The organism is Halobellus litoreus (assembly GCF_024464595.1).
GTDB lineage: Archaea > Halobacteriota > Halobacteria > Halobacteriales > Haloferacaceae > Haloquadratum > Haloquadratum litoreum.
In genome coordinates this window covers 284,571-302,852 of record NZ_JANHAW010000002.1, presented here as the reverse complement: position 1 = coordinate 302,852, position 18,282 = coordinate 284,571, and the positions used below count along the sequence as shown (strand labels likewise).

At 66.8% G+C, this 18,282-nt stretch carries 17 protein-coding genes; 11 read left to right on the top strand and 6 right to left on the bottom strand.

All coding sequences use genetic code 11. The annotated features are described in order from the left end of the window. Window positions 1-4 precede the first annotated feature (4 nt). Window positions 5-1,558, top strand: a complete 1,554-nt coding sequence (locus NO360_RS09045) for a class I adenylate-forming enzyme family protein (RefSeq protein ID WP_256307468.1) — start codon at window positions 5-7, stop codon at window positions 1,556-1,558. A gap of 87 nt (window positions 1,559-1,645) precedes the next feature. On the opposite strand, the gene NO360_RS09040 is transcribed toward NO360_RS09045, so the two are convergent. Next, window positions 1,646-3,055, bottom strand: coding sequence for an SLC13 family permease (locus NO360_RS09040; RefSeq protein ID WP_256307467.1), 1,410 nt, complete (start codon window positions 3,053-3,055; stop codon window positions 1,646-1,648). 130 nt (window positions 3,056-3,185) lie between these two features. Between NO360_RS09040 and NO360_RS09035 the strand changes: the two genes are divergently transcribed. Next, a complete protein-coding gene (locus NO360_RS09035; protein ID WP_256307466.1) occupies window positions 3,186-3,824 on the top strand; it encodes an MBL fold metallo-hydrolase in 639 nt (212 codons plus the stop codon). A gap of 34 nt (window positions 3,825-3,858) precedes the next feature. Here NO360_RS09035 and NO360_RS09030 read toward each other — a convergent pair whose 3' ends face one another. Next, complete coding sequence (locus NO360_RS09030; protein ID WP_256307465.1) at window positions 3,859-4,608, bottom strand: ABC transporter ATP-binding protein; 750 nt, start codon at window positions 4,606-4,608, stop codon at window positions 3,859-3,861. Window positions 4,609-4,840: 232 nt separating this feature from the next. Between NO360_RS09030 and NO360_RS09025 the strand changes: the two genes are divergently transcribed. From NO360_RS09025 to NO360_RS08990, 8 genes are all read left to right on the top strand, one after another. Then, the gene (locus tag NO360_RS09025; RefSeq protein ID WP_256307464.1) at window positions 4,841-6,256 is read left to right on the top strand and encodes a CoA-binding protein; all 1,416 of its coding nucleotides are present in this window, start codon (window positions 4,841-4,843) and stop codon (window positions 6,254-6,256) included. Continuing rightward, complete coding sequence (locus NO360_RS09020) at window positions 6,249-6,956, top strand: acetate--CoA ligase family protein (RefSeq protein ID WP_256307463.1); 708 nt, start codon at window positions 6,249-6,251, stop codon at window positions 6,954-6,956. Before NO360_RS09025 ends, NO360_RS09020 begins: the two co-directional genes overlap by 8 nt. Continuing rightward, entirely contained in the window at window positions 6,956-7,357 is a 402-nt protein-coding gene (locus tag NO360_RS09015) for an acyl-CoA thioesterase (protein ID WP_256307462.1), read from the top strand. The genes NO360_RS09020 and NO360_RS09015 overlap by 1 nt, the downstream gene beginning before the upstream one ends. A 298-nt stretch (window positions 7,358-7,655) precedes the next feature. Then, entirely contained in the window at window positions 7,656-7,850 is a 195-nt protein-coding gene (locus NO360_RS09010) for a hypothetical protein (protein ID WP_256307461.1), read from the top strand. Between the two features lie 122 nt (window positions 7,851-7,972). Continuing rightward, window positions 7,973-9,049 (top strand): cupin domain-containing protein, encoded by a 1,077-nt coding sequence (locus NO360_RS09005; RefSeq protein WP_256307460.1) that lies wholly within the window; start codon window positions 7,973-7,975, stop codon window positions 9,047-9,049. 129 nt (window positions 9,050-9,178) lie between these two features. After that, window positions 9,179-10,516: an amino acid ABC transporter substrate-binding protein gene (locus NO360_RS09000; protein WP_256307459.1), complete on the top strand. Its 1,338-nt coding sequence runs from the start codon at window positions 9,179-9,181 to the stop codon at window positions 10,514-10,516. 33 nt (window positions 10,517-10,549) lie between these two features. Next, complete coding sequence (locus NO360_RS08995) at window positions 10,550-11,431, top strand: branched-chain amino acid ABC transporter permease (RefSeq protein WP_256307458.1); 882 nt, start codon at window positions 10,550-10,552, stop codon at window positions 11,429-11,431. After that, complete coding sequence (locus NO360_RS08990; protein WP_256307457.1) at window positions 11,431-12,453, top strand: branched-chain amino acid ABC transporter permease; 1,023 nt, start codon at window positions 11,431-11,433, stop codon at window positions 12,451-12,453. The genes NO360_RS08995 and NO360_RS08990 overlap by 1 nt, the downstream gene beginning before the upstream one ends. A 68-nt stretch (window positions 12,454-12,521) precedes the next feature. Here NO360_RS08990 and NO360_RS08985 read toward each other — a convergent pair whose 3' ends face one another. The 4 genes from NO360_RS08985 to NO360_RS08970 form a co-directional block, all read right to left on the bottom strand. Beyond that, window positions 12,522-13,226 (bottom strand): ABC transporter ATP-binding protein, encoded by a 705-nt coding sequence (locus tag NO360_RS08985; RefSeq protein WP_256307456.1) that lies wholly within the window; start codon window positions 13,224-13,226, stop codon window positions 12,522-12,524. A gap of 149 nt (window positions 13,227-13,375) precedes the next feature. After that, window positions 13,376-14,254 (bottom strand): fumarylacetoacetate hydrolase family protein, encoded by an 879-nt coding sequence (locus tag NO360_RS08980; RefSeq protein WP_256307454.1) that lies wholly within the window; start codon window positions 14,252-14,254, stop codon window positions 13,376-13,378. A gap of 91 nt (window positions 14,255-14,345) precedes the next feature. Beyond that, a complete protein-coding gene (locus NO360_RS08975; protein WP_256307453.1) occupies window positions 14,346-15,239 on the bottom strand; it encodes an SDR family oxidoreductase in 894 nt (297 codons plus the stop codon). Window position 15,240: 1 nt separating this feature from the next. After that, complete coding sequence (locus NO360_RS08970) at window positions 15,241-16,740, bottom strand: aldehyde dehydrogenase family protein (RefSeq protein ID WP_256307452.1); 1,500 nt, start codon at window positions 16,738-16,740, stop codon at window positions 15,241-15,243. 211 nt (window positions 16,741-16,951) lie between these two features. Here NO360_RS08970 and NO360_RS08965 point away from each other — a divergent pair, with 211 nt between their 5' ends. Then, window positions 16,952-18,145: an MFS transporter gene (locus NO360_RS08965; protein ID WP_256307451.1), complete on the top strand. Its 1,194-nt coding sequence runs from the start codon at window positions 16,952-16,954 to the stop codon at window positions 18,143-18,145. Window positions 18,146-18,282: the final 137 nt, after the last annotated feature.

Below are 18,282 nucleotides of genomic sequence, written 5' to 3'. Positions count from 1 at the left end.
GACTATGAAACTAGGAGATGCCCTCGCGCGCTCGGTCCGCTGTCATCCGGACAAGCCGGCGCTCGTAACCGACGACGGCCGCTCGTTCACGTACGCCGAACTGGACGATCGGAGCACCCGACTGGCGAACGCCGTCACCGATCGGATCGGGGCGGAGCGATTCGCCGTGCTCGCGATCAATCACTTCTCCGCTATCGAGTCGATGTGGGCCGGAAACAAGCGCGGTCTCGCGACGGTGCAACTCTCCTACCGGGCGACGGTGACCGAGTTACAACAGATGGCCGATACCGCGGAGGCCGAAGCGCTGATCTTCGACGATCACAACGCCGACGACGCCCTCGAACTCCTCGACCGCGGCGCGTTCGACGTCGCCATCCACGCCGGCGACCGCGACGTCGACCACGAGGCCGTCGAGTCCTACGAGACCGTCCTCGACGAGGCTGCCCCGAGCCTCGACGAGTCGCTCCCGGCGGACGACGAGTGCGCCGTGCTGCACACCAGCGGGACCACGAGCGTCCCGAAGACCGTCGCGTTCGACCAGGAACAGCTGTGGTACGGCGCGGTCCAGGTCATTATGGAGCACGGGATCGACGAGACTGACACGGCGCTGTGCACCTCGCCGTGGTACCACATGGTCACGACCGACGCGTGGCTCTATCCGCACTTCGTCGCGGGCGCGACGGTCGTCCTCCACTCGGCGTTCGACCCCGAGGAGGCGCTGGACCTCATCGAGACCCACGAGGTCACGGGGCTACTCGCCGTGCCGACGCAACTGAAGGCGCTCAACGACGTCCAGCGCGAGTCGGCGACGCCGTACGACTCCGACTCCCTGTCGTACATCCGCACCGGCGGCGCGATCGTCACCGAGAACCTCATCGAGGCGACCCACGAACACCTCTCGGAGCACGTCTACAACACCTACGGGATGACCGAAGCGGGGCCGGACCTCACCTTCGCGCACCCGAGCGTCCAGGAGGAGCACCCCGGCACCATCGGAAAGGAATCGTTCACCTGGGAGATCCGCGTCGTCGAGACCGCGCCGCTCTCGGAGGACCCCGACCCCGAAGCCACCGTCGACGCCGGCGAACGCGGGGAGATCATCGCCCGCGGTCCGGGAATGTCGCACGAGTACATCGACAACGAGGAGGCGACCGAGAAGTCCTACTTCGACGGGTGGCTCCGGACCCGCGACGTGGCCAGAATCGACGAGGAGGGATACCTCTACATTGTCGACCGCGTCGACAACATGATCAACAGCGGCGGTGAGAACGTCTACCCGGCGGAGGTCGAACGGGTCCTCGGCAACCACCCCGACGTGGCCGAGGCCTGCGTCTTCGGCCTCGACGACGAGGACTGGGGGCAGGTCGTCACGGCCGTCGTCGTCACCGAGACGGGGGCGGAACTCTCCGAGGAGGACCTCGAGGAGTACTGTCTCCAGCACGACGGCCTCGCCGACTTCAAGCGCCCCCGGGCGTACGCGATAACGGACGAGGCGCTCCCCCGCACCGACACGGGGACGATCCAGCGCGAGGACCTCGTCGAGAAGTACTTCTCGTAGCGACCGGACGAGCGGGCGTTTTCACTATCAAAACGGGACGCTTGAGGGGACCGAACGGGTGCGGCTCCCGGTCGACGAGACGGGAGGTCAGAACAGGAAGACGAACAGCGCGATCTGGATCGGCAGGAGAAACACGAGCGTCGCGATGGTACAGAGCGCCGCCATCCGGCTCAGTTCCATCGTGTCGACGACGCCGAGGCCGAGCATCGCGACCAGCACGGCCGACTGATACGGGAAGAAGTACGCGTTCAGTGCGACGCTCTCGATCATCGCCACGGGAACGAGCGGGATTCCCGCGCTGTTCGCGAAGGAGACGAACACGGGCGTGATCACGCTCGCGACCGCCATCCCCTCCATCACGAACGCGAGCGACATCGAGACGCCGACGACGAAGAGCAGGACGAGCGGCAGCGACGGGTCGCTCGGTAGGTACGAGAGCATCGTTTCGGCGGCCAGGTCGGTGAAGGCCGTCCGCCGGAGTCCCTCGGCGATGGCGAAGATCGCGCCGAGGAAGAAGAGGATCGAGAAGTCGGTCTCGCCGATCGCCTCGTGGTCGATGACTCCGATCCGGGGCGAAAACGCCAGGAGCGCGACGACGAGCGCGCCGAAGAGCGGGTGCAGCCCGTGGAGGAAGTCCGTCGCCCAGACCCCGACGCCGACGAGCAAGAAGAGAAGCATCCGCCGCTCCTGCGGCGACGCGGAGACGGACTCGATCCGATCCGGGGCGTCGATAGCGCTCCGGTCCCGGGGTCGATAGAGGAGGTACGTGACGGCGACGACGACGACGACGCGACCGATCCCCATCACGGGGCCCATCCAGAGGGTCCACTCCGTCCAGGTGATCGCGGGGCCGCCGCTCGACTCCACGAGTCCGGTGACGATGATGTTCGCGAGCGACCCGGTCAGGACGCCCGACGCGCCGTAGTAGGTGGCAAAGAGCGGGCCGAGGAAGATCCCGATCTTCGGGCTCCGCTCGGTGAACAGGTCGCCCAGCGACTTGAGGATCGGCGCGAGGATGAGCACCCGCACCAGCGACGAGGGGACCAGGACCGCGAGCGCCAGGCTGCCGACCGAGAGGACGACGAGCAGGTACCGGTAGACGGCGACCGCGTCGGTGGCGATGCGGTCGGGCATCCGGTGCAGCGAGGTCCGCTCGACGAGACCGGCCAGTCCGCTGGCTGTCGCGGCCTCGCCGACGAGGAGACCGACGACGACCAGCCACGTCGCGGGCGACTGGAACCCGGTCAGCGCGAGTTCGGCCGAGAACCCCACGCCGATCAGCCCGATCCCGATCAGCGCGGTGAACCACGGATCGACCGGCGACCCGATCCACATCGCGACACAGAACAGCGTGATCGCGAGCATCCGAGCGGCCTCGGCCGACAGGGGCGCGAACTGGAGAACCGCGCCGGCGACGAGAACGCCCGCGGGGAGAGCGAGCCAGGAGGGATCGATCGGGAGCGCCCCGCGTGCCCGCGCCGGGATTCCATCTGTCATCGTTCGTGTCCGTCGTGTCACCGTGATCCACAATAGGAATGTCGATGCGTGCGCGGTCGGCGAATCACGCGCCGAATCGGTTCGGGGTCGATGGTACCCTTTAACACGGGCGACGGCGTATCGAGAAACGATGCCAGATCCAGATCTGCCCGTCACCGAGATCGCACCGGACGTCTACGACATCACCGTGCGGAGGGCACCGGACGCCCGGTGGCGCGTCTTCTGTTTCGACGGCGAGACGCCGACACTCGTCGACGCCGGCTTCGAGGACACCGTCGACGTCGTCGCCGACGCCCTCGACTCGCTCGGGATCGCGCCGGAGCGGATCGTGATCACCCACGGGGATCCGGATCACGTGGGCGGCCTCGCCGGTCTCGTCGAGCGCTTCGACCTGGAGACGTGGGTGCCAGAAGGCGTCGACGTCGACGTGGCAGTGGACCACCGCTTCGGTGACGGCGATCAGGTGGGGGCGTTCACGGCCGTCCACGTTCCAGGCCACGCCGCAGCGCACCACGCGCTCGTCGACGAAGCCGCGGGCGTCGCCGTCCTCGGCGACGCGCTGTTCGGGTCGGACGCCCGCGGGCTCCCGGCGGGACACTTCGTTCTCCCGACGGCGCACTACTCGGCGGACCTGGCGGCCGCCGACGAGTCGCTCTCGCGACTGCTCGACTACGAGTTCGACGTCGGCCTGGTGTATCACGGATCGAGCGTCACCGAGGACGCGAGCGAGAAGATCGCCGCGTTCGTGGACTTCGCCGGCAAGCGGTAGGTTGCGAGCGGGACCCCTCCGGTCAGCGGCGGTTTCAGCTCTCGGCGATCGCGTCCGAGAGGTCCTTCCCGGCGTGCTCGCCGAGGTACGCCTCGATGACCTGGTCGTCGTTCTGAATCTCTTCGGGCGTCCCCTGGGCGATGAGTTTCCCGTTGTCGAGCACCATCACGCGCTCGCTGACGCTCATCAGCGCGCGCATCACGTGATCGATGAGGAACACCGTCTTCCCCTCGTCGATGATGTCGCCGACGAGGTCGATGATGCCCTCGGTCTCCTCGGGGTCGAGTCCGCCGGCGACCTCGTCGAAGAGCACCATCTCGGGGTCGGTCGCGAGCACGCGCGCGATTTCGAGCCGCTTGAGCTGCCCGACGCTGAGTTCGCCCGTGTCGGCGTGCATCTGCTCTTCGAGGCCGACGAACTCGAGCATCTCCGCCGCGCGCTCTCTGGGATCGTCGAACGTTCGCCCGCCGAAGGACGCGCCGACGGCGACGTTCTCGATGAGCGAGAGGCTCCCGAAGGGGCGGACGATCTGGTGCGTCTTCGCTAAGCCGCGGTGACAGATCTCGTGTTGGGACTCGCCGGTGATGTCCTCGCCGTCGAAGAACACCTGTCCTTCGGTCGGCGGGTGAACGCCGGTGATCGTCCGGAACAGGGTACTCTTCCCGGCGCCGTTCGGACCGATGAGCCCGACGGCCTCGCCGCGCTCGACAGTGAAAGAGACGTCTTCGATGGCGACGACCCCGCCGAACTTCTTCGTCAGCCCTCGTCCTTCCAATAACGTCATTATCGATCGATATCCAAGCCACGATGATAAACTTACGGAATACGCGAGCGGCTTCGGGAACGGAGCGGCCCTGTCCACGGAGCGGCCTCCGACCACGGGACACCCGGACAGGGCCGGGGGCGTCCCCGAGACCGCCTCCGGTTTCGGAGGCCTTTCCGACCTTGCTGTCGGCCGTCGAACGGCATCGGTCACGGGGGAAAACGCTTTGATGGTGTTCGCTATATGTGAGACCGTGACTCTCAGACAGCTCTTCGACCCCTCGGGAATCGCCGTCGTCGGCGCGTCGGCGACCGAGGGAAAGATCGGATACGAGGCGATGGCGAACGCCGCGAGGTTCGACGGACCGGTGTATCCGGTGAACCCGTCGGCCACGGGGGAACTGTTCGGGTCGCGGTTCGTCTCGTCGGTGACAGAAATCGACGGCGACGTCGACCTGGCGCTCTGTTGCGTTCCCGGACCTGCAGTGCCGGAGGTGCTCGAAGAGTGCGGCGAGGCGGGGATCGGCGCGGCGGTCATTTACGCCAGCGGATTCGCCGAAGCCGGCGAGCAGGGCGAGGCGCTGCAGACGGCCATCGTCGACGTCGCCGACGAGTACGATATCTCGCTGCTCGGCCCGAACACCAGCGGGTTCATCGTCCCCGCACTCGACCTCCGGTGTTCGTTCGCCAGCGGGGCCGAGGAGATCCCGGCGGGCAACGTCGCCGTCGTCGCCCAGAGCGGCGGCGTCGGCCTCGTGCTGGCGTTCCAGGCCCGGCGGCAGGGCAGGGGGGTCTCCGCGGAGGTCGGCCTCGGGAACCGCGCGAACGTCGGCTTCGCCGAGGCGATCGAGTACTTCGACGGCGACGAGAAGACCGACGCGATCGTCCTCCACGTCGAGGGGACCGACGACGGCCGACGGCTGCTCGAAGCCTGCCGGGAGAGCGACACGCCGGTGATCGCGTACAAGGTCGGGCAGTCCGACGTCGGCGACTTCGCCGAGTCGCACACGGGCGCGCTCACGGGCGATCACGAACTGTACACCGCCGGCTTCGCCCAGTACGGCGTCCCGACGGTCGACGCCACCGACGACCTCCTGGACGCCGCCGCGGCGCTCGGAGACTCTCCGACGCCCGACGGTCCGAACGTCGGCGTCGTCACCGCCCAGGCCGGGCCGGGGATCATCATCACGGACCGCATCCAGCGCGCCGGTGGGCGGCTCCCACAGCTCACCGAGGAGACGCAGGAGCGCGTCGACGAGATCCTCCCCGGGATCACCTACGCCGACAACCCCGTCGACACGGGCCGTCCGATGCCGGAGTTCGGGGAGGTCGTGACGGCCGTCGCCGAGGACGACCGCGTCGACGTCGTCCTCGTGTACGAACTGTTCGAGGCGGCGATCGGGTTCCCGATCGAGGAACTCGACGGCCTCGCCGAACGCGTCGGCAAACCCGTCCTGTTCGCGACCGAGGGAATCGAGGAGGCGTTGGCAGACGAGCGCCAAGCGCTGAGAGACGTCGGCGTCCCGTTCTTCGAGACGCCCGAACGCGCCGCCGACGCCGCCGGTGCGCTGGCCCGCTACGCGCAGTTGCGCGAGGACGATCGCGTCACCGACGGCGGCGAACTTCAGGCAGGGACCAACGCGGACGAGGCGGTGACCGCCGATGAGTGAGACCCTCCCGGAACCGATCGCTGCCGCTCGCGAAGACGGCAGGGACACGCTGACCGAGGCCGAGGGGAAGCGGCTCCTCGCGTCGGTCGGTATCGACACGCCCGCCTTCGAGGTCTGTGCCGACGCAGACGAGGCGGTCGCGGCGGCCGACGAGATCGGCTATCCGGTGGTCGTGAAGGTCTCGTCGCCGGACGTCACGCACAAGAGCGACTGGGCGGGCGGCGTCGGCGTCGCCGTCGGACTCGACACCCCGGACGCGGTTCGGGAGGCCACGACGGCCGTCCTCGACGCCGCCGACGAGCGCGGTGTCGCTGCCGACGTCCTCGTCGAGGCGGCGATGGATCTGGAGCGGGGGACCGAAGTGATCGTCGGCGGGGTTCGCGATCCATCGTTCGGCCCGGTCGTGCTTACCGGACTGGGGGGCGTGTTCACGGAGATATTCGAGGACACCAGCCACCGGATCGCCCCGATCGACGGCCGCGAGGCCCGAGCGATGATCGAGGAGTTACAGTCCGCGCCCCTGCTTTCGGGCTACCGGGGCAGCGATCCTGCGGACGTCGAGAGCCTCGCCGAGACCATCGCGGCCGTCGGCGATCTGGTCGTCGACCAGCCGATCGCCGAACTCGACGTCAACCCAGTTCTTGCGACGACCGATGGAGTGATAGCGCTCGACGCGCTGGTCGTACTTGAGGAACGATAATGTACGAACGCACCTGGACGGTCCGGTTCTCGGACACCGATCCACACGGCATCGCTCACTACCCCCGCATCGTGGACGCGCTCCACGAGACCTCGGATATGTTTATGCAGGAGATCGGATTCCCGTTCTGGGAGCTCACGGAGAACTACGACTTCGGATTCCCGCTCGTCGATATGCAGTTCGAATTCAAAGCCCCACTCCACGCGGGCGACGATGTCCGGATGACGCTGACGCCGGACCCCAGCACGCGCGCCGTCCGGTTCGAGTACGAGGCGTACAACGGCGACACGCTCGCGTTCTCGGGGTACGAGCAGCGCGTCTGTGCCGAAACCGGCGGTGGCGGCGCCGTCGAAATCCCCGAGGAGATACACTCGAAGTTCGTCGAGTACGCCGAGGAGTAACCGAATCGACGACGGGACGGTTTTTGTCGACTCCGACCGGAGTGGCGTCGTCGTCCCGACGGCCACGGACCACTGTCGATCATTCACGACCGTCGAACTGCGGCGAACAGCCGGCACCCGCCCGCGACGACGCGCTCGCCCGCGCCGTCTCCCCGCGTCGACGTGCCGGACAGTCGCGACCCGACGCGGGGCGGCTTTCAAATCACGGACCGTCTGGTTCCGGTATTGCATATAAATCTCTGGCCGGCACGACGGGTCCGGCGATACGCTTTTAGGAATTACGCGAGTAGTTCGTCGTATGGCGGAGTTCGAGAACCCGTACGCGACCAATGATCCGTTCGTCGAGGCGCATTTCGACTGTCTGAACTGTGGCGGGAAGCTCTGGGAGTACGCCATTCAACGACAGATGGTGTGTGAGGACTGTCGGTCTATCTTCACCACCGAGGAGGTCTTCGAGGCGCAGGCCACAGAGACCGCCGAAGCCACCGCGTAAGGCGAGCGCGTCGCCGTGGGCGTCGATTTCGAAGCGCAAAACGGGTGCTAGCGACGACTCCGGCGTTCTGTGGGGTGCGAGCGTCCAACACACTTATTATCGAGTTTTACGAACAATTATGTATGGCACAGCAAGAGCCAGAGGAACTCCTAGAGATGAGTTCCGATACACGGAGCATCCTCGAGGAGCACGACCTCCGTCCACTCTGGGAAGTCGAAGACGAGATGGGTACCGTCCTCGACGACCCGGAGGCGGACATCTGGAAGTGGGAGGACATCAAGGAGTCCATCGACGCGATCGAACGCGACGTTCCGATCGCGGACCTGCCGCCGGGGTTCCAGCGACGAGTGGCCGTCCCGATCAACACGGCGAACGCGATCTCGAACACGATCTACGTCGGGATCCAGACGGTCTCGCCGGGTGAGACCGCGCCGTCGCACCGCCACGGGGCGAACGCCCTGCGCTTTACCATCGACGGCCACGAGGATATGAAGACGGTCGTCGCGGGTGAGGAGTTCCCGATGAAGGACAACGACCTTATCACGACGCCGCAGTGGGAGTGGCACGACCACGTCAACGAGAGCGACGAAACCGCCGCGTGGCTCGACGTGCTCGACCTCCCGCTCGTCCTCGACTCGCTGAACGCCAAGAACACCTTCGAGTACCACGAACTCGAACGACAGCCGGTCACGAAGAGCCAGGGGTACTGGGCCTCCCAGTACGGCCGCGGGCGGGCGCAGGAGGACCTGAAGGAAGACGGGATCCCCGGTCCATTCGAGGGGAACCAGGAGCCCACGCCGCCGTATCGCTTCCAGTGGGAGGAGATGGTGGAGTCGCTGCACCAGCGCGCCGACAACAACGACCCGAACCCGAACGACGGCTACAGCCTCTCGTACGTCAACCCCGCCAGTGGCGAACCGCCGCTGTTCCCGACGATGTCGTTCCGCGCCCAGTTGATGCAGGAGGACACCGACCCGCACTTCCACAACATGACCGAGGTGTTCTTCGTCATCGACGGCGAGGGCATCACCCACATCGGCGACGAGGCCTTCGAGTGGGGCGAGTGGGACATCTTCATCGTCCCGCCGGACGAGATCCACCACCACGAACCCGACGGCGAGGCGACGTTGCTGGCGATGACGGACCGGCCGGTCTTCGAGGCGTTCAACCTCTACGCCGAGGCCGAACCCTCTTCCTGAGACTGTCTGTCGGATCTCCCCCGCGAAACGGCGTTTTCAACGCTGCTACCGACCGATATCTGCATCGTAACCGACCCGGCTTTGGACCATACACTTTTATATTCCATTATAATTATTGTGTCACACGGTATGGCTCGTGATGACACCTCGATTCGACGACGAACGTATCTGAAAGGTGCCGGAGCGACCGGTACGCTCGCGATCACCGGTCTCGCCGGCTGTACGCTCGGCGGCGGGGGCGGAGACGACGGCGGCGACAGTGGCGGTGACAGCGGTGGCGACGGCGGCGACAGCGGAGACGACGGCGGCGACAGTGGCGGGGACAGCGGCGGCGACACGACCCCGCTCACAATCGCCGGGACGGTCCCGGAAACGGGGAGTTTCTCCTCGCTCGGGCAGGACCTCCGGCGGGGCTACGAACTCGGCGTCGCGCGGATGAACGAGGAACTCGATCGGGAGGTCGAACTCGTCCTCCGCGACGACGAGAGCGACGCCCAGACGCTCCGCGAGCAGCTCCAGGCCATCGTGAGCAACAACGACGTCAATATGATCTGGGGGAGCTTCTCCAGCCTGCTCGTCACGGCCGGAAGCGCCTTCGCGGAGAACCAGGGGCTTCCGTTCCTGGGCATCGCGTTCGCCTACGAGGCACCGCACCGAAACGACAACTACGAGTGGACCTTCGCGCCGTTCCCGAAGTCCCGAGACGTCGCCCGTTCGACGCTCGGAACGCTCGAACTCATCCCCGAGGAGGAGCGGCCGACGAACGTCGGCATCTGGGAGCCCAACTCGGGCTGGGGCGAAGAGCAGGCTCAGTACTGGGAGGACACGCTCACGGAAGCCGGCTACGAGGTCGTGATGCGGGAGGTCTTCGAGATCGGTTCCTCGGACTTCTCGACGCTCATCTCGCAGGCACAGAGCAACGAGGTCGAGGTGCTTCTGTCGAACCCGACGCCCGGCGGCGGCATCACCGCGGTCAACCAGATGCGCGACAACAACTGGGCCCCGAAGATGCTGAAGTTCGTCCGCGGTGCGGACCCCTCCGCATGGTGGTCGGCGCTCGGCCAGGACGGCGCCTACGCGCTGATGTGTCCCGGCTGGGTGCCGGGACTCACCGGCAACGGCAACGCCGCGCTCCGAGAGTCGTTCTTCAACGAGTACGACGTCGAGAGCGAGTATATGCCCGCGAACGTCGGCGGCTCGTACAACCTGACGCAGGTCGCCCAGCAGGCCGTCGAGGCGGCAGGCTCCGTCGAGCCCACCGCGATCCGCGACGCGCTCCGAAATACGGATTTCGAGACCGTGATCGGCTCGTTCAGCTTCGAGGAGAACGGGCTGCCCGCGGAGGGCGAGCTGACCGCGCCGACCGGCCAGTGGTGGGACGGCGCACAGCGCCTCGCGTACCCGGACACCGACTCCGAGCGCGCGGTCGACTTCCGATACCCGATCCCGCCGTGGAGCGAGCGATGACCGGTCGGACGAACGTCAGCAGCCACGCCTAAGATGGTCGCAACCGACCTTCTCACCCAATCAGTGGTGAACGGGCTGCTACTCGGGGGCATCTACGCCCTCGCAGCCCTGGGCCTGTCGCTCGTCTTCGGGATTATGGACATCGTGAACCTCGCCCACGGCCACATGCTGATGGTCGGGGCGTACATCGCGATTCTCGTCTTCACGGCGACGGGGATCACCCCCCTCGTGGGGATGTTGCTCGCGATGGTACTGATGTTCGGTTTCGGCGTCCTCCTGCAGAAGGTGCTCCTGAAGCACGTCGTCGACGAGGGGCTCGAACAACCGATCATCGTGCTCTTCGGTCTCGCGTTGATCCTGCAGAACCTCGGCCGTGTCATCCTCGGCGGCGACGCCCGGACGGCCGACATCGGACTCCCCGGCAGCGGGATCGACATCGGCCTCGCGTATATGTCGTTCCCGCGGACGGTGACGTTCGTCGTCAGCGTGCTGCTCATCGTCCTCACCTGGGCGTTCCTGCAGTACACGAAGACGGGACAGGCGATCCGCGCGACCGCGCAGAACCGGACCGCCGCGAAGTATATGGGGATCGACACCGATCAGATCTACGTCATCACGCTCGGTATCGGGACGGCGCTCGCCGGCGCGGCCGGAGCGCTGCTCTCGATGCTGTTCCCGATCGATCCCTACGTCGGGTGGTCCTACCTGCTGAAGACGTTCGCCGTGGTCGTTCTCGGCGGCGTCGGCAGCGTCCTCGGCACGCTCGTGGGCGGTCTCGTCCTGGGCGTCTCCGAGAACCTCGGGGCCCTGTACCTCGGCGGCGGCTACCGCAACGTGGTGAGCCTGCTCATCTTCCTGGCCGTCCTGCTGGTCAAACCCGAGGGCCTGTTCGGTGGCTCCGGGGGTGGTGAGTGATGGCGCTGCTCGAAAAAGCACCGGGCGAGTCGCTGGCGACCGACCGCCGCGTGCAGGGGCTCGGCGTCCTCGCCGTGCTCTGGCTTGTGACCGTGCCGTTCACCACGACGGACTCGCTGACGGGGCTCGTCCTCACGGGGCTCGTCTTCGTGATGCTCGGCGTCTCGTGGAACCTGCTCGCCGGATACGCTGGCCAGATCTCGCTCGGGCACGCCGCGTTCTTCGGGATGGGCGCGTTCGTCTCCGCGTGGCTGACGACGCCGTCGGCCGCGGGCTTTCCGGCGTCGGTCCAGTTGCCGATCATTCCGGCGGTCGTGGTCGGCGCGGTCGCGTCGGCGCTCATCGCGCTCGTCATCGGCCCGGTCATCTTCCGACTGAGCGGCCACTACTTCGCCATCGGGACGCTCGCGCTCGCGGCCGTCATCGAACTCGTGATGCTCGACCGTCGGGACCTGACCGGCGGCGCGACCGGCTACTACGTGCAGGGCGACCTCTCGCTGGGCGAGGCGATCTCGCACGGCGATACGATGTTCTTCCTGACGCTCGTCGCGACGATCCTGACCGTCGTGATCACGTATCTCATCGTCCGCGGTCCGACCGGCCTCGGAATGAAGGCCATCCACGACGACGAAGACGCCGCGAGCAGTCTCGGCGTCAACCCGCTGAAGTACAAGATGTACGCCTTCGTCGTCTCGTCGTTCTTCGCGGGACTCGCCGGCGCGCTGTACGGTCACTACACGCTGTACATCAACGCGCAGTCGACGCTCGCGGTCACGTGGACGATCGACTCCCTCGTCATCGTCATCCTCGGCGGGATGGGAACGTTCGCCGGCCCGATCTTCGGGTCCGCGCTGTTCCTGCTGCTCGACAACGGGCTCTCGGCGATCGTCGGCGGGTTCTCCTCGGCGGTCGAGGGGATCCTGATTATCCTCTTCATCATTTTCCTCCCGACGGGACTCTACGGACTCATCAAGCAGTATCTGGTCGAGGAGACGGTCGAGACCGACGCCGCTCGCGACTGAGTCGGCCCGGGCTCGCGCTTTGCTCGCGCTTTTTATCTCGTGCCGAGAAAAACCGAACTCCGCTGGACCTACGCGCCGAGGTACGACTCTTCGACGCGTTTGTCCTGGGCGAGTTCCTCTGCAGTCCCCGACAGGGAGATCTCGCCGGTCTGGATGACGTAGCCGCGGTCGGCCACGCGGAGCGCGTTGTAGATGTCTTGCTCGACGAGGAGGACGGTCGTTCCCTCGTCGTTGATCCGCTGGATGGCCTCGAAGACGTCGTCGACGAGCACCGGCGCGAGGCCGAGGCTCGCCTCGTCGAGGAGGAGCAGGTCCGGATCGCTCATCAGGCCGCGACCGATCGCGAGCATCTGTTGTTCGCCGCCCGAAAGCGTCCCGGCCTGCTGTTTCGCCCGCTCTTCGAGCCGCGGGAAGATGTCGTAGACCCGCTGGAGACGGTCGTCCATCCCGCTCCGGTCGAGGTACGATCCCAGTTCGAGATTTTCACGGACTGTGCTCTCGGTGAACACCTCCCGTCCCTCGGGCACGTGGGCGACGCCCTTCGCGACGACCTCTTCGTGGGGGAGGTCACCGATCGACTCGCCGTCGTACCGGACCTCTCCCTCCATCGGCACGAGGTCCCCGCAGATCGTTTTCAGGGTCGTCGTCTTCCCCGCGCCGTTCGCCCCCAGCAACGCCACTGTCTCGCCTTTGTCGACGGAGAGGCTCACGTCCCAGAGGACCTGCACGTTGCCGTACGCGACGTCTATCGAATCTACTTCGAGCAGTGACATCGATTGCCACGTCGTACGTCACCGGCTTTCTTAAGCCTACCTTTCGGACCGCGTGCGACGGGCCGAACGACGGGGGTCGAACCGGCCCGTCAGAACGAAGCGGCGGCAGTCCGTCGGTGATCCGTCGATGCGCCAGGCCGCGAGCGACCCTACTCCTGGCCGCCTTTCGTGACGTTGGCGTCCGCGTAGGAGACGTCGCGGCCGGTAACGTCGACGGTCATCGAGCCCACGTCTTCGATTTCGGCGTCGATGGTGTCGCCGTCGTGGAGTTCGCTGACGCCTTCGGGCGTTCCCGTGGTGATGACGTCGCCGACTTCCAGCGTCGCGCCGAGAGAGGCGTACTGGACGACGTCCGCGCAGGTGTACACCATATCGCCGGTGTTCTCGTACTGGCGGCGCTCGCCGTTGAGCTGCAGTTCCATCTGGAGGTCCTGGGGGTCGTCGATCTCGTCGGCCGTGACGACACACGGACCGATGACGGTGAACGTGTCGTAGGATTTCCGGTTCGAGCGGTCCTGATCGCCGCGCAGGGAGATGTCGAGCAGGATCGTGTAGCCGAAGATGTGGTCCCAGGCCTCCTCGGCGGAGACGTCTTTGGCCTCCTCGCCCATCACGAAGGCGAGTTCGATCTCGTGGTCCGTGCGGCGGTCCTCGAACGGGAGTTCGATCCCGTGGTCGGGGCCGACGACGCTCGAGGGGGCCTTCAGGAAGTAGCCCTTGTCCTTGATCGAGAACCACTCTTCTGTGGTGATGTCCTTGTCCGCGATGGCCTCCTCGATGTGGTTCTCGTAGTTCAGCGGCGCGGCGATGACCTTGCCCGGCCGGCCGACGGGCGACCCGACCTCGACGTCGTCGACGTCGTAGTCGGGGTCTTCGTCTTCGTACTCGGCGGCGTCGTAGTCGCCGTCGATGTACTCGACGAGCGGTTCGTCGCCGTCGAGTCCGAGACGGTCCGAGAGGTCGATGACGCCGGTTCCGTCCTCTGTGAGCAGTCCGAGCTGATTGTCGTCGTAGCGGACGAATCGCATACGGGAACCATCGGCGGAATCCGTGATAAAAGATGCCTTTCGGCGCGAGCGTCGGTTCCGAACCGGCGAGTGACGACAGCGAGCGCCCGTCTTACAGGTAACTCTCCGTCCGGCTCAGTTCGACGTCGCCCGCGACGTCCTCGCGGAAGTGCTCCGAGAGCGACTCGAGCGTCCAGCCGTCGGGACAGACGCCGACTGCCTCCATCGTCGGATCGGAGAAGACCCCGACGCGGTCGCCGCCGGCGTACAGCGTGCAGCCCGTGATGTCCTCGGCCGCCTCGCTCGCCAGGTAGGCGACGAGCGGGGCGACCTTCTCGGGCGGCATCTCCGACTCGGTGTACGGCCGGTGCTCCTCGGGCACCGTCTCGGTCATCCGCGTGTAGCCGTTCGGTACCAGGGCGTTCACCCGGACGTTCGAGCGGACCAGTTCGTTCGATACCGAGCGGACCGTCCCGAGGACGCCCGCCTTCGCGGCGGCGTAGTTCGCCTGCCCGAGGCTCCCGCGCGCCGCACCGGCGCTGACCGCGAGGTACGAGCGCTGTCGGTCGAAGCCGTCCTGCGACTCGCTCGCCTCCCGCCAGTGCTTCGCGGCGGCCCGCAGCGGCGCGAACTGACCGGTGAGGTTCGTTTCGATGACGTCGCGCCAGTCCTCCTCGCTCAGCTTGTAGCTGATCCCGTCGCGGAGGACGCCCGCGAAGTTGCAGACGAAGTCCACGCGGCCGTACTCCTCGACGGTGTCCGCGATCAGGCGCTCGGCGTACTCGAAGTCGCTCACGTCGCCGTGGTGGGCGGTCGCGGTTCCGGCGCGGTCGCGTATTTCGCTCGCGACGTCCTCGGGGACTGAGGCGTCGCTCCCCGAGCCGTCGACCTCGCAGCCGAGGTCGTTGACGACGACGCGCGCGCCGTGGCCAGCGAGTTCGTGGGCGGCGGCCCGTCCGAGGCCGTTGCCCCCGCCGGTGACGATACAGACCGTCCCGTCCACCATCTCAGAACGGGAACTCACGCGGTTCGTGCTGCAGCGAGATCCACTTCTTCTCGGTCACTTCGTCGAGGAAGTCCGTGGAGTTGTAGCCGCCGAGGCCGGAGGCCTTCGTGCCGCTGAAGGGGACGTGGGCCTCGTCGTTGATGCCCTGGTCGTTGACGTGGACGTTGCCGGTGTCCATCCGCTTGGCGATCTGGAGCCCGGTCCCGATGTCGCCGGCGTGGACCGAGCCGGCGAGTCCGTACTCGGTGTCGTTCGCCATCTCGACCGCCTCGTCGACGTCCGAGAACGGGATCACGGGCGCGATGGGGCCGAAGTGCTCGTTACACGCGGCCGACATATCGTTCGTGGCGTCCGAGAGCACCGTGGGCCTGACGACCAGCGAGTCCTCGACGCCGTCGAGTTCGACCGTCTCGCCGCCGGTTTCGAGCGTCGCGCCGGCCTCGATCGTCTCCTCGACGTAGTTGAGCATCTGATCGCGCTGGGACTCGTTGATGATGGGCCCGAGGACGACTTCGTCGTGAGCACTGCCGGCGGGGAGCGCCTCCGCGCGTTCGGTGAGTCGCTCGACGTACTCGTCGTACACCGCTTCGTGGACGATGTGACGGTTGATCGAGATGCAGACCTGCCCCTGGTGGATGAACGACCCGAACACTGCGGCGTCGATCGCCTGCTCGAGGTCCGCGTCCTCGGTGACGATGTGGGCGTTGTTGCCGCCGAGTTCCATCGCCGGGACCGCGAGGTTCTCCGCAGCGAGACCGGCGACGTGCTGACCGACCTCGGTCGAACCGGTGAAGGCGACGACGTCGCTGTCGGGGTGGCTGGCGATGTGGTCGCCGATCTCGGAGCCCTTGCCGGTGACGACGTTGATCACGCCGTCCGGGAAGCCCGCCTCCTCGGCCAGTCGGGCCCAGACGAGTCCGCCGATGATCGGCGCGTCGGTCGCCGGCTTGACGACGACCGAGTTTCCGGCGGCTACCGCGGGCGCGAGCGCGCGGGCCGTGAGGTTCAGCGGGAAGTTCCACGGGGAGATGACCGTGACGACCCCCTCGGGTTCGCGGTAGACGATGTTCTCCTTGCCGGGGATGTTCGAGGCCGCGGTCTCGCCTTTCATCCGCCGGGGGAGCGTCGCGGCCTCCGCGAGGTGGTCCTGGGTGATCTGGACCGACGTCTCGCCGACGCCGTGGATGCCGCCGATCTCGGTCGTGATCAGTTCGATGATCTCCTCCTGATGCTCGTCGAGGGCGTGAATGAGCCCCTGGACGAGTTCCTCTCGCGCCGCAGGAGGTTGTTCGCCCCATTCCGCTTGGGCCTCCACGGCCGCCTCGTAGGCGGCGTCGACGTCGCCTTCTGTTCCCCTGGGTACCTCCGTGACCACTTCCCGGGTGGACGGGTCTTCCACGGGGGTGGACTCGCCGCTCTCGGATTCGATCCACTCGCCGTCGATATAGAGTTTGTTCCAGTCGGCGTCGATGCTGTATCGTGACTGGCCTTCGAGTGCCATATCCATAGTTACCGTGAAACACTAATGAAAGTTTGGTCAGATCGCCGAGTTCCCGACAGTAACCGGGTGACGCCGATGATATCTGCTGTCGCCGGGAGCGTTTTTCACCGGTCGACGAGAGAAAACACTAAGCGGCGTTGGCGATACGCTTCGCTCGAACGGCCGCTCCCACAACCGCGGATTCGGCTGTGCGGCTCTCGAATATACTGCTATGACCGAGGTGCACGACTCCGCGCTCGACTCGCTCACTAGCTGGCTCATCGTCGCGCTCGGCGTGATCCTGCTCGTGCTCATCTGGGGCATCGTCTTCACGTTCACCGTGTACTCCCAGGCGCTGGGGAGCGCGTTCGGACTCGCGAGCCTTCGCGTCTCGTCGATCTTTTCGGTCACGACGGCGGCGTTTTACGTCGCGGGCGGTGCCATCGGCGTCGTCGTCGCGCGGGTTCGGCTTCGCCCGGTCGTCGCCGCCGCGGGTGCCGTCTTCGCCGTCGCCGTCGGGCTGGTGCAGATCACCGCGTCCTACGCGGGGCTGGTGCTCGCGTTCGGGCTGCTCGGCACGGCCGGGGGCGCGATGTTCGTCGTGGTCATCTCGCTCGTCCCGCAGTGGTTCGAGGAGTACCAGGGTCGGGCGATGGGCATCACGATGACCGGCAACGGGCTCGGCGTCTTCGTCCTCCCGCCGGTGTGGGTGTGGCTCCTCGACAGGACGTCGATTCGGGGCGCGTTCCTCGTGGTCGGGGGCGCGACGGCGGCGGTGATCCTCCTGGCGAGCCTCCTCTACCGCCGCCCTCCCGGACGACGGGGAACGAACGTCTCGCCGGTCGACGCGGCGTGGCTCCGGTCGAACCTGACCGATCCGTCGTTCCTCGCCGCGCTCGCGGGGTTCGCACTGATCTGGAGCTGGTACTTCGTGCTCTCGGCGGACTTCGTCGGCATCCTCACGGCGAACGGCATCCGTCGAACCCTCGCGGCCACGGCGTTCGGCATCGTCGGCGGCGTGAGCGTCGCCGCGCGCGTCGCCAGTGGGGAGTTCGCCGACCGGATCGGGATGCGGGTGACCCTCACCGCGGGCGTCGTGCTCGCGGCGCTCGGGATGGCTGCGCTCCCGCTGGTGACGACGCCGCTCCCGATGTACGCGCTCGTCGTGTGCTTCGGCGTCGGCCTCGGCGCGGTCGCACCGCTGTTCTCGCCCATCATCATCGAGCGGTTCGGCCCGGCGAACGCGACAGCCATCGTCGGGATCTTCACGGTCGCGGAGGCGACGACGGCGTTCTCGATCCCGATCGCGCTGAACGTGCTCCGGGAGTTCACCGGCGGCTACGCCCCGCCGCTGGTCCTGGTCGGCGGCCTGACGCTCCTCGGCGCGGCGCTGTTCTACCGGGGCACGGCGCCGCTCGGCGGGTGAGCGGTCGTCTGTTTCGGCGGCTCCCGGGATCCGACGAGACGTTGACGCCTCTCGGTGGTGGCGAACAGTCGGCACCCGCACGCCGACGACGTCCAGCGTTATCGTCTTCGTCACCCGCGCCGGCGTGCCGAGCGACC

Bases quoted from the DNA above. Each gene is read 5' to 3' on its own strand.
- NO360_RS09020 (WP_256307463.1), top strand. From the start codon at position 6,249: ATGAGTGAGACCCTCCCGGAACCGATCGCTGCCGCTCGCGAAGACGGC.
- NO360_RS09015 (WP_256307462.1), top strand. From the start codon at position 6,956: ATGTACGAACGCACCTGGACGGTCCGGTTCTCGGACACCGATCCACAC.
- NO360_RS08970 (WP_256307452.1), bottom strand. From the start codon at position 16,740: ATGGCACTCGAAGGCCAGTCACGATACAGCATCGACGCCGACTGGAAC.
- NO360_RS09030 (WP_256307465.1), bottom strand. From the start codon at position 4,608: ATGACGTTATTGGAAGGACGAGGGCTGACGAAGAAGTTCGGCGGGGTC.
- NO360_RS08975 (WP_256307453.1), bottom strand. From the start codon at position 15,239: ATGGTGGACGGGACGGTCTGTATCGTCACCGGCGGGGGCAACGGCCTC.
- NO360_RS09000 (WP_256307459.1), top strand. From the start codon at position 9,179: ATGGCTCGTGATGACACCTCGATTCGACGACGAACGTATCTGAAAGGT.
- NO360_RS08985 (WP_256307456.1), bottom strand. From the start codon at position 13,226: ATGTCACTGCTCGAAGTAGATTCGATAGACGTCGCGTACGGCAACGTG.
- NO360_RS08995 (WP_256307458.1), top strand. From the start codon at position 10,550: ATGGTCGCAACCGACCTTCTCACCCAATCAGTGGTGAACGGGCTGCTA.
- NO360_RS09035 (WP_256307466.1), top strand. From the start codon at position 3,186: ATGCCAGATCCAGATCTGCCCGTCACCGAGATCGCACCGGACGTCTAC.
- NO360_RS08965 (WP_256307451.1), top strand. From the start codon at position 16,952: ATGACCGAGGTGCACGACTCCGCGCTCGACTCGCTCACTAGCTGGCTC.
- NO360_RS09045 (WP_256307468.1), top strand. From the start codon at position 5: ATGAAACTAGGAGATGCCCTCGCGCGCTCGGTCCGCTGTCATCCGGAC.
- NO360_RS08980 (WP_256307454.1), bottom strand. From the start codon at position 14,254: ATGCGATTCGTCCGCTACGACGACAATCAGCTCGGACTGCTCACAGAG.
- NO360_RS09040 (WP_256307467.1), bottom strand. From the start codon at position 3,055: ATGACAGATGGAATCCCGGCGCGGGCACGCGGGGCGCTCCCGATCGAT.
- NO360_RS09010 (WP_256307461.1), top strand. From the start codon at position 7,656: ATGGCGGAGTTCGAGAACCCGTACGCGACCAATGATCCGTTCGTCGAG.
- NO360_RS09005 (WP_256307460.1), top strand. From the start codon at position 7,973: ATGGCACAGCAAGAGCCAGAGGAACTCCTAGAGATGAGTTCCGATACA.
- NO360_RS08990 (WP_256307457.1), top strand. From the start codon at position 11,431: ATGGCGCTGCTCGAAAAAGCACCGGGCGAGTCGCTGGCGACCGACCGC.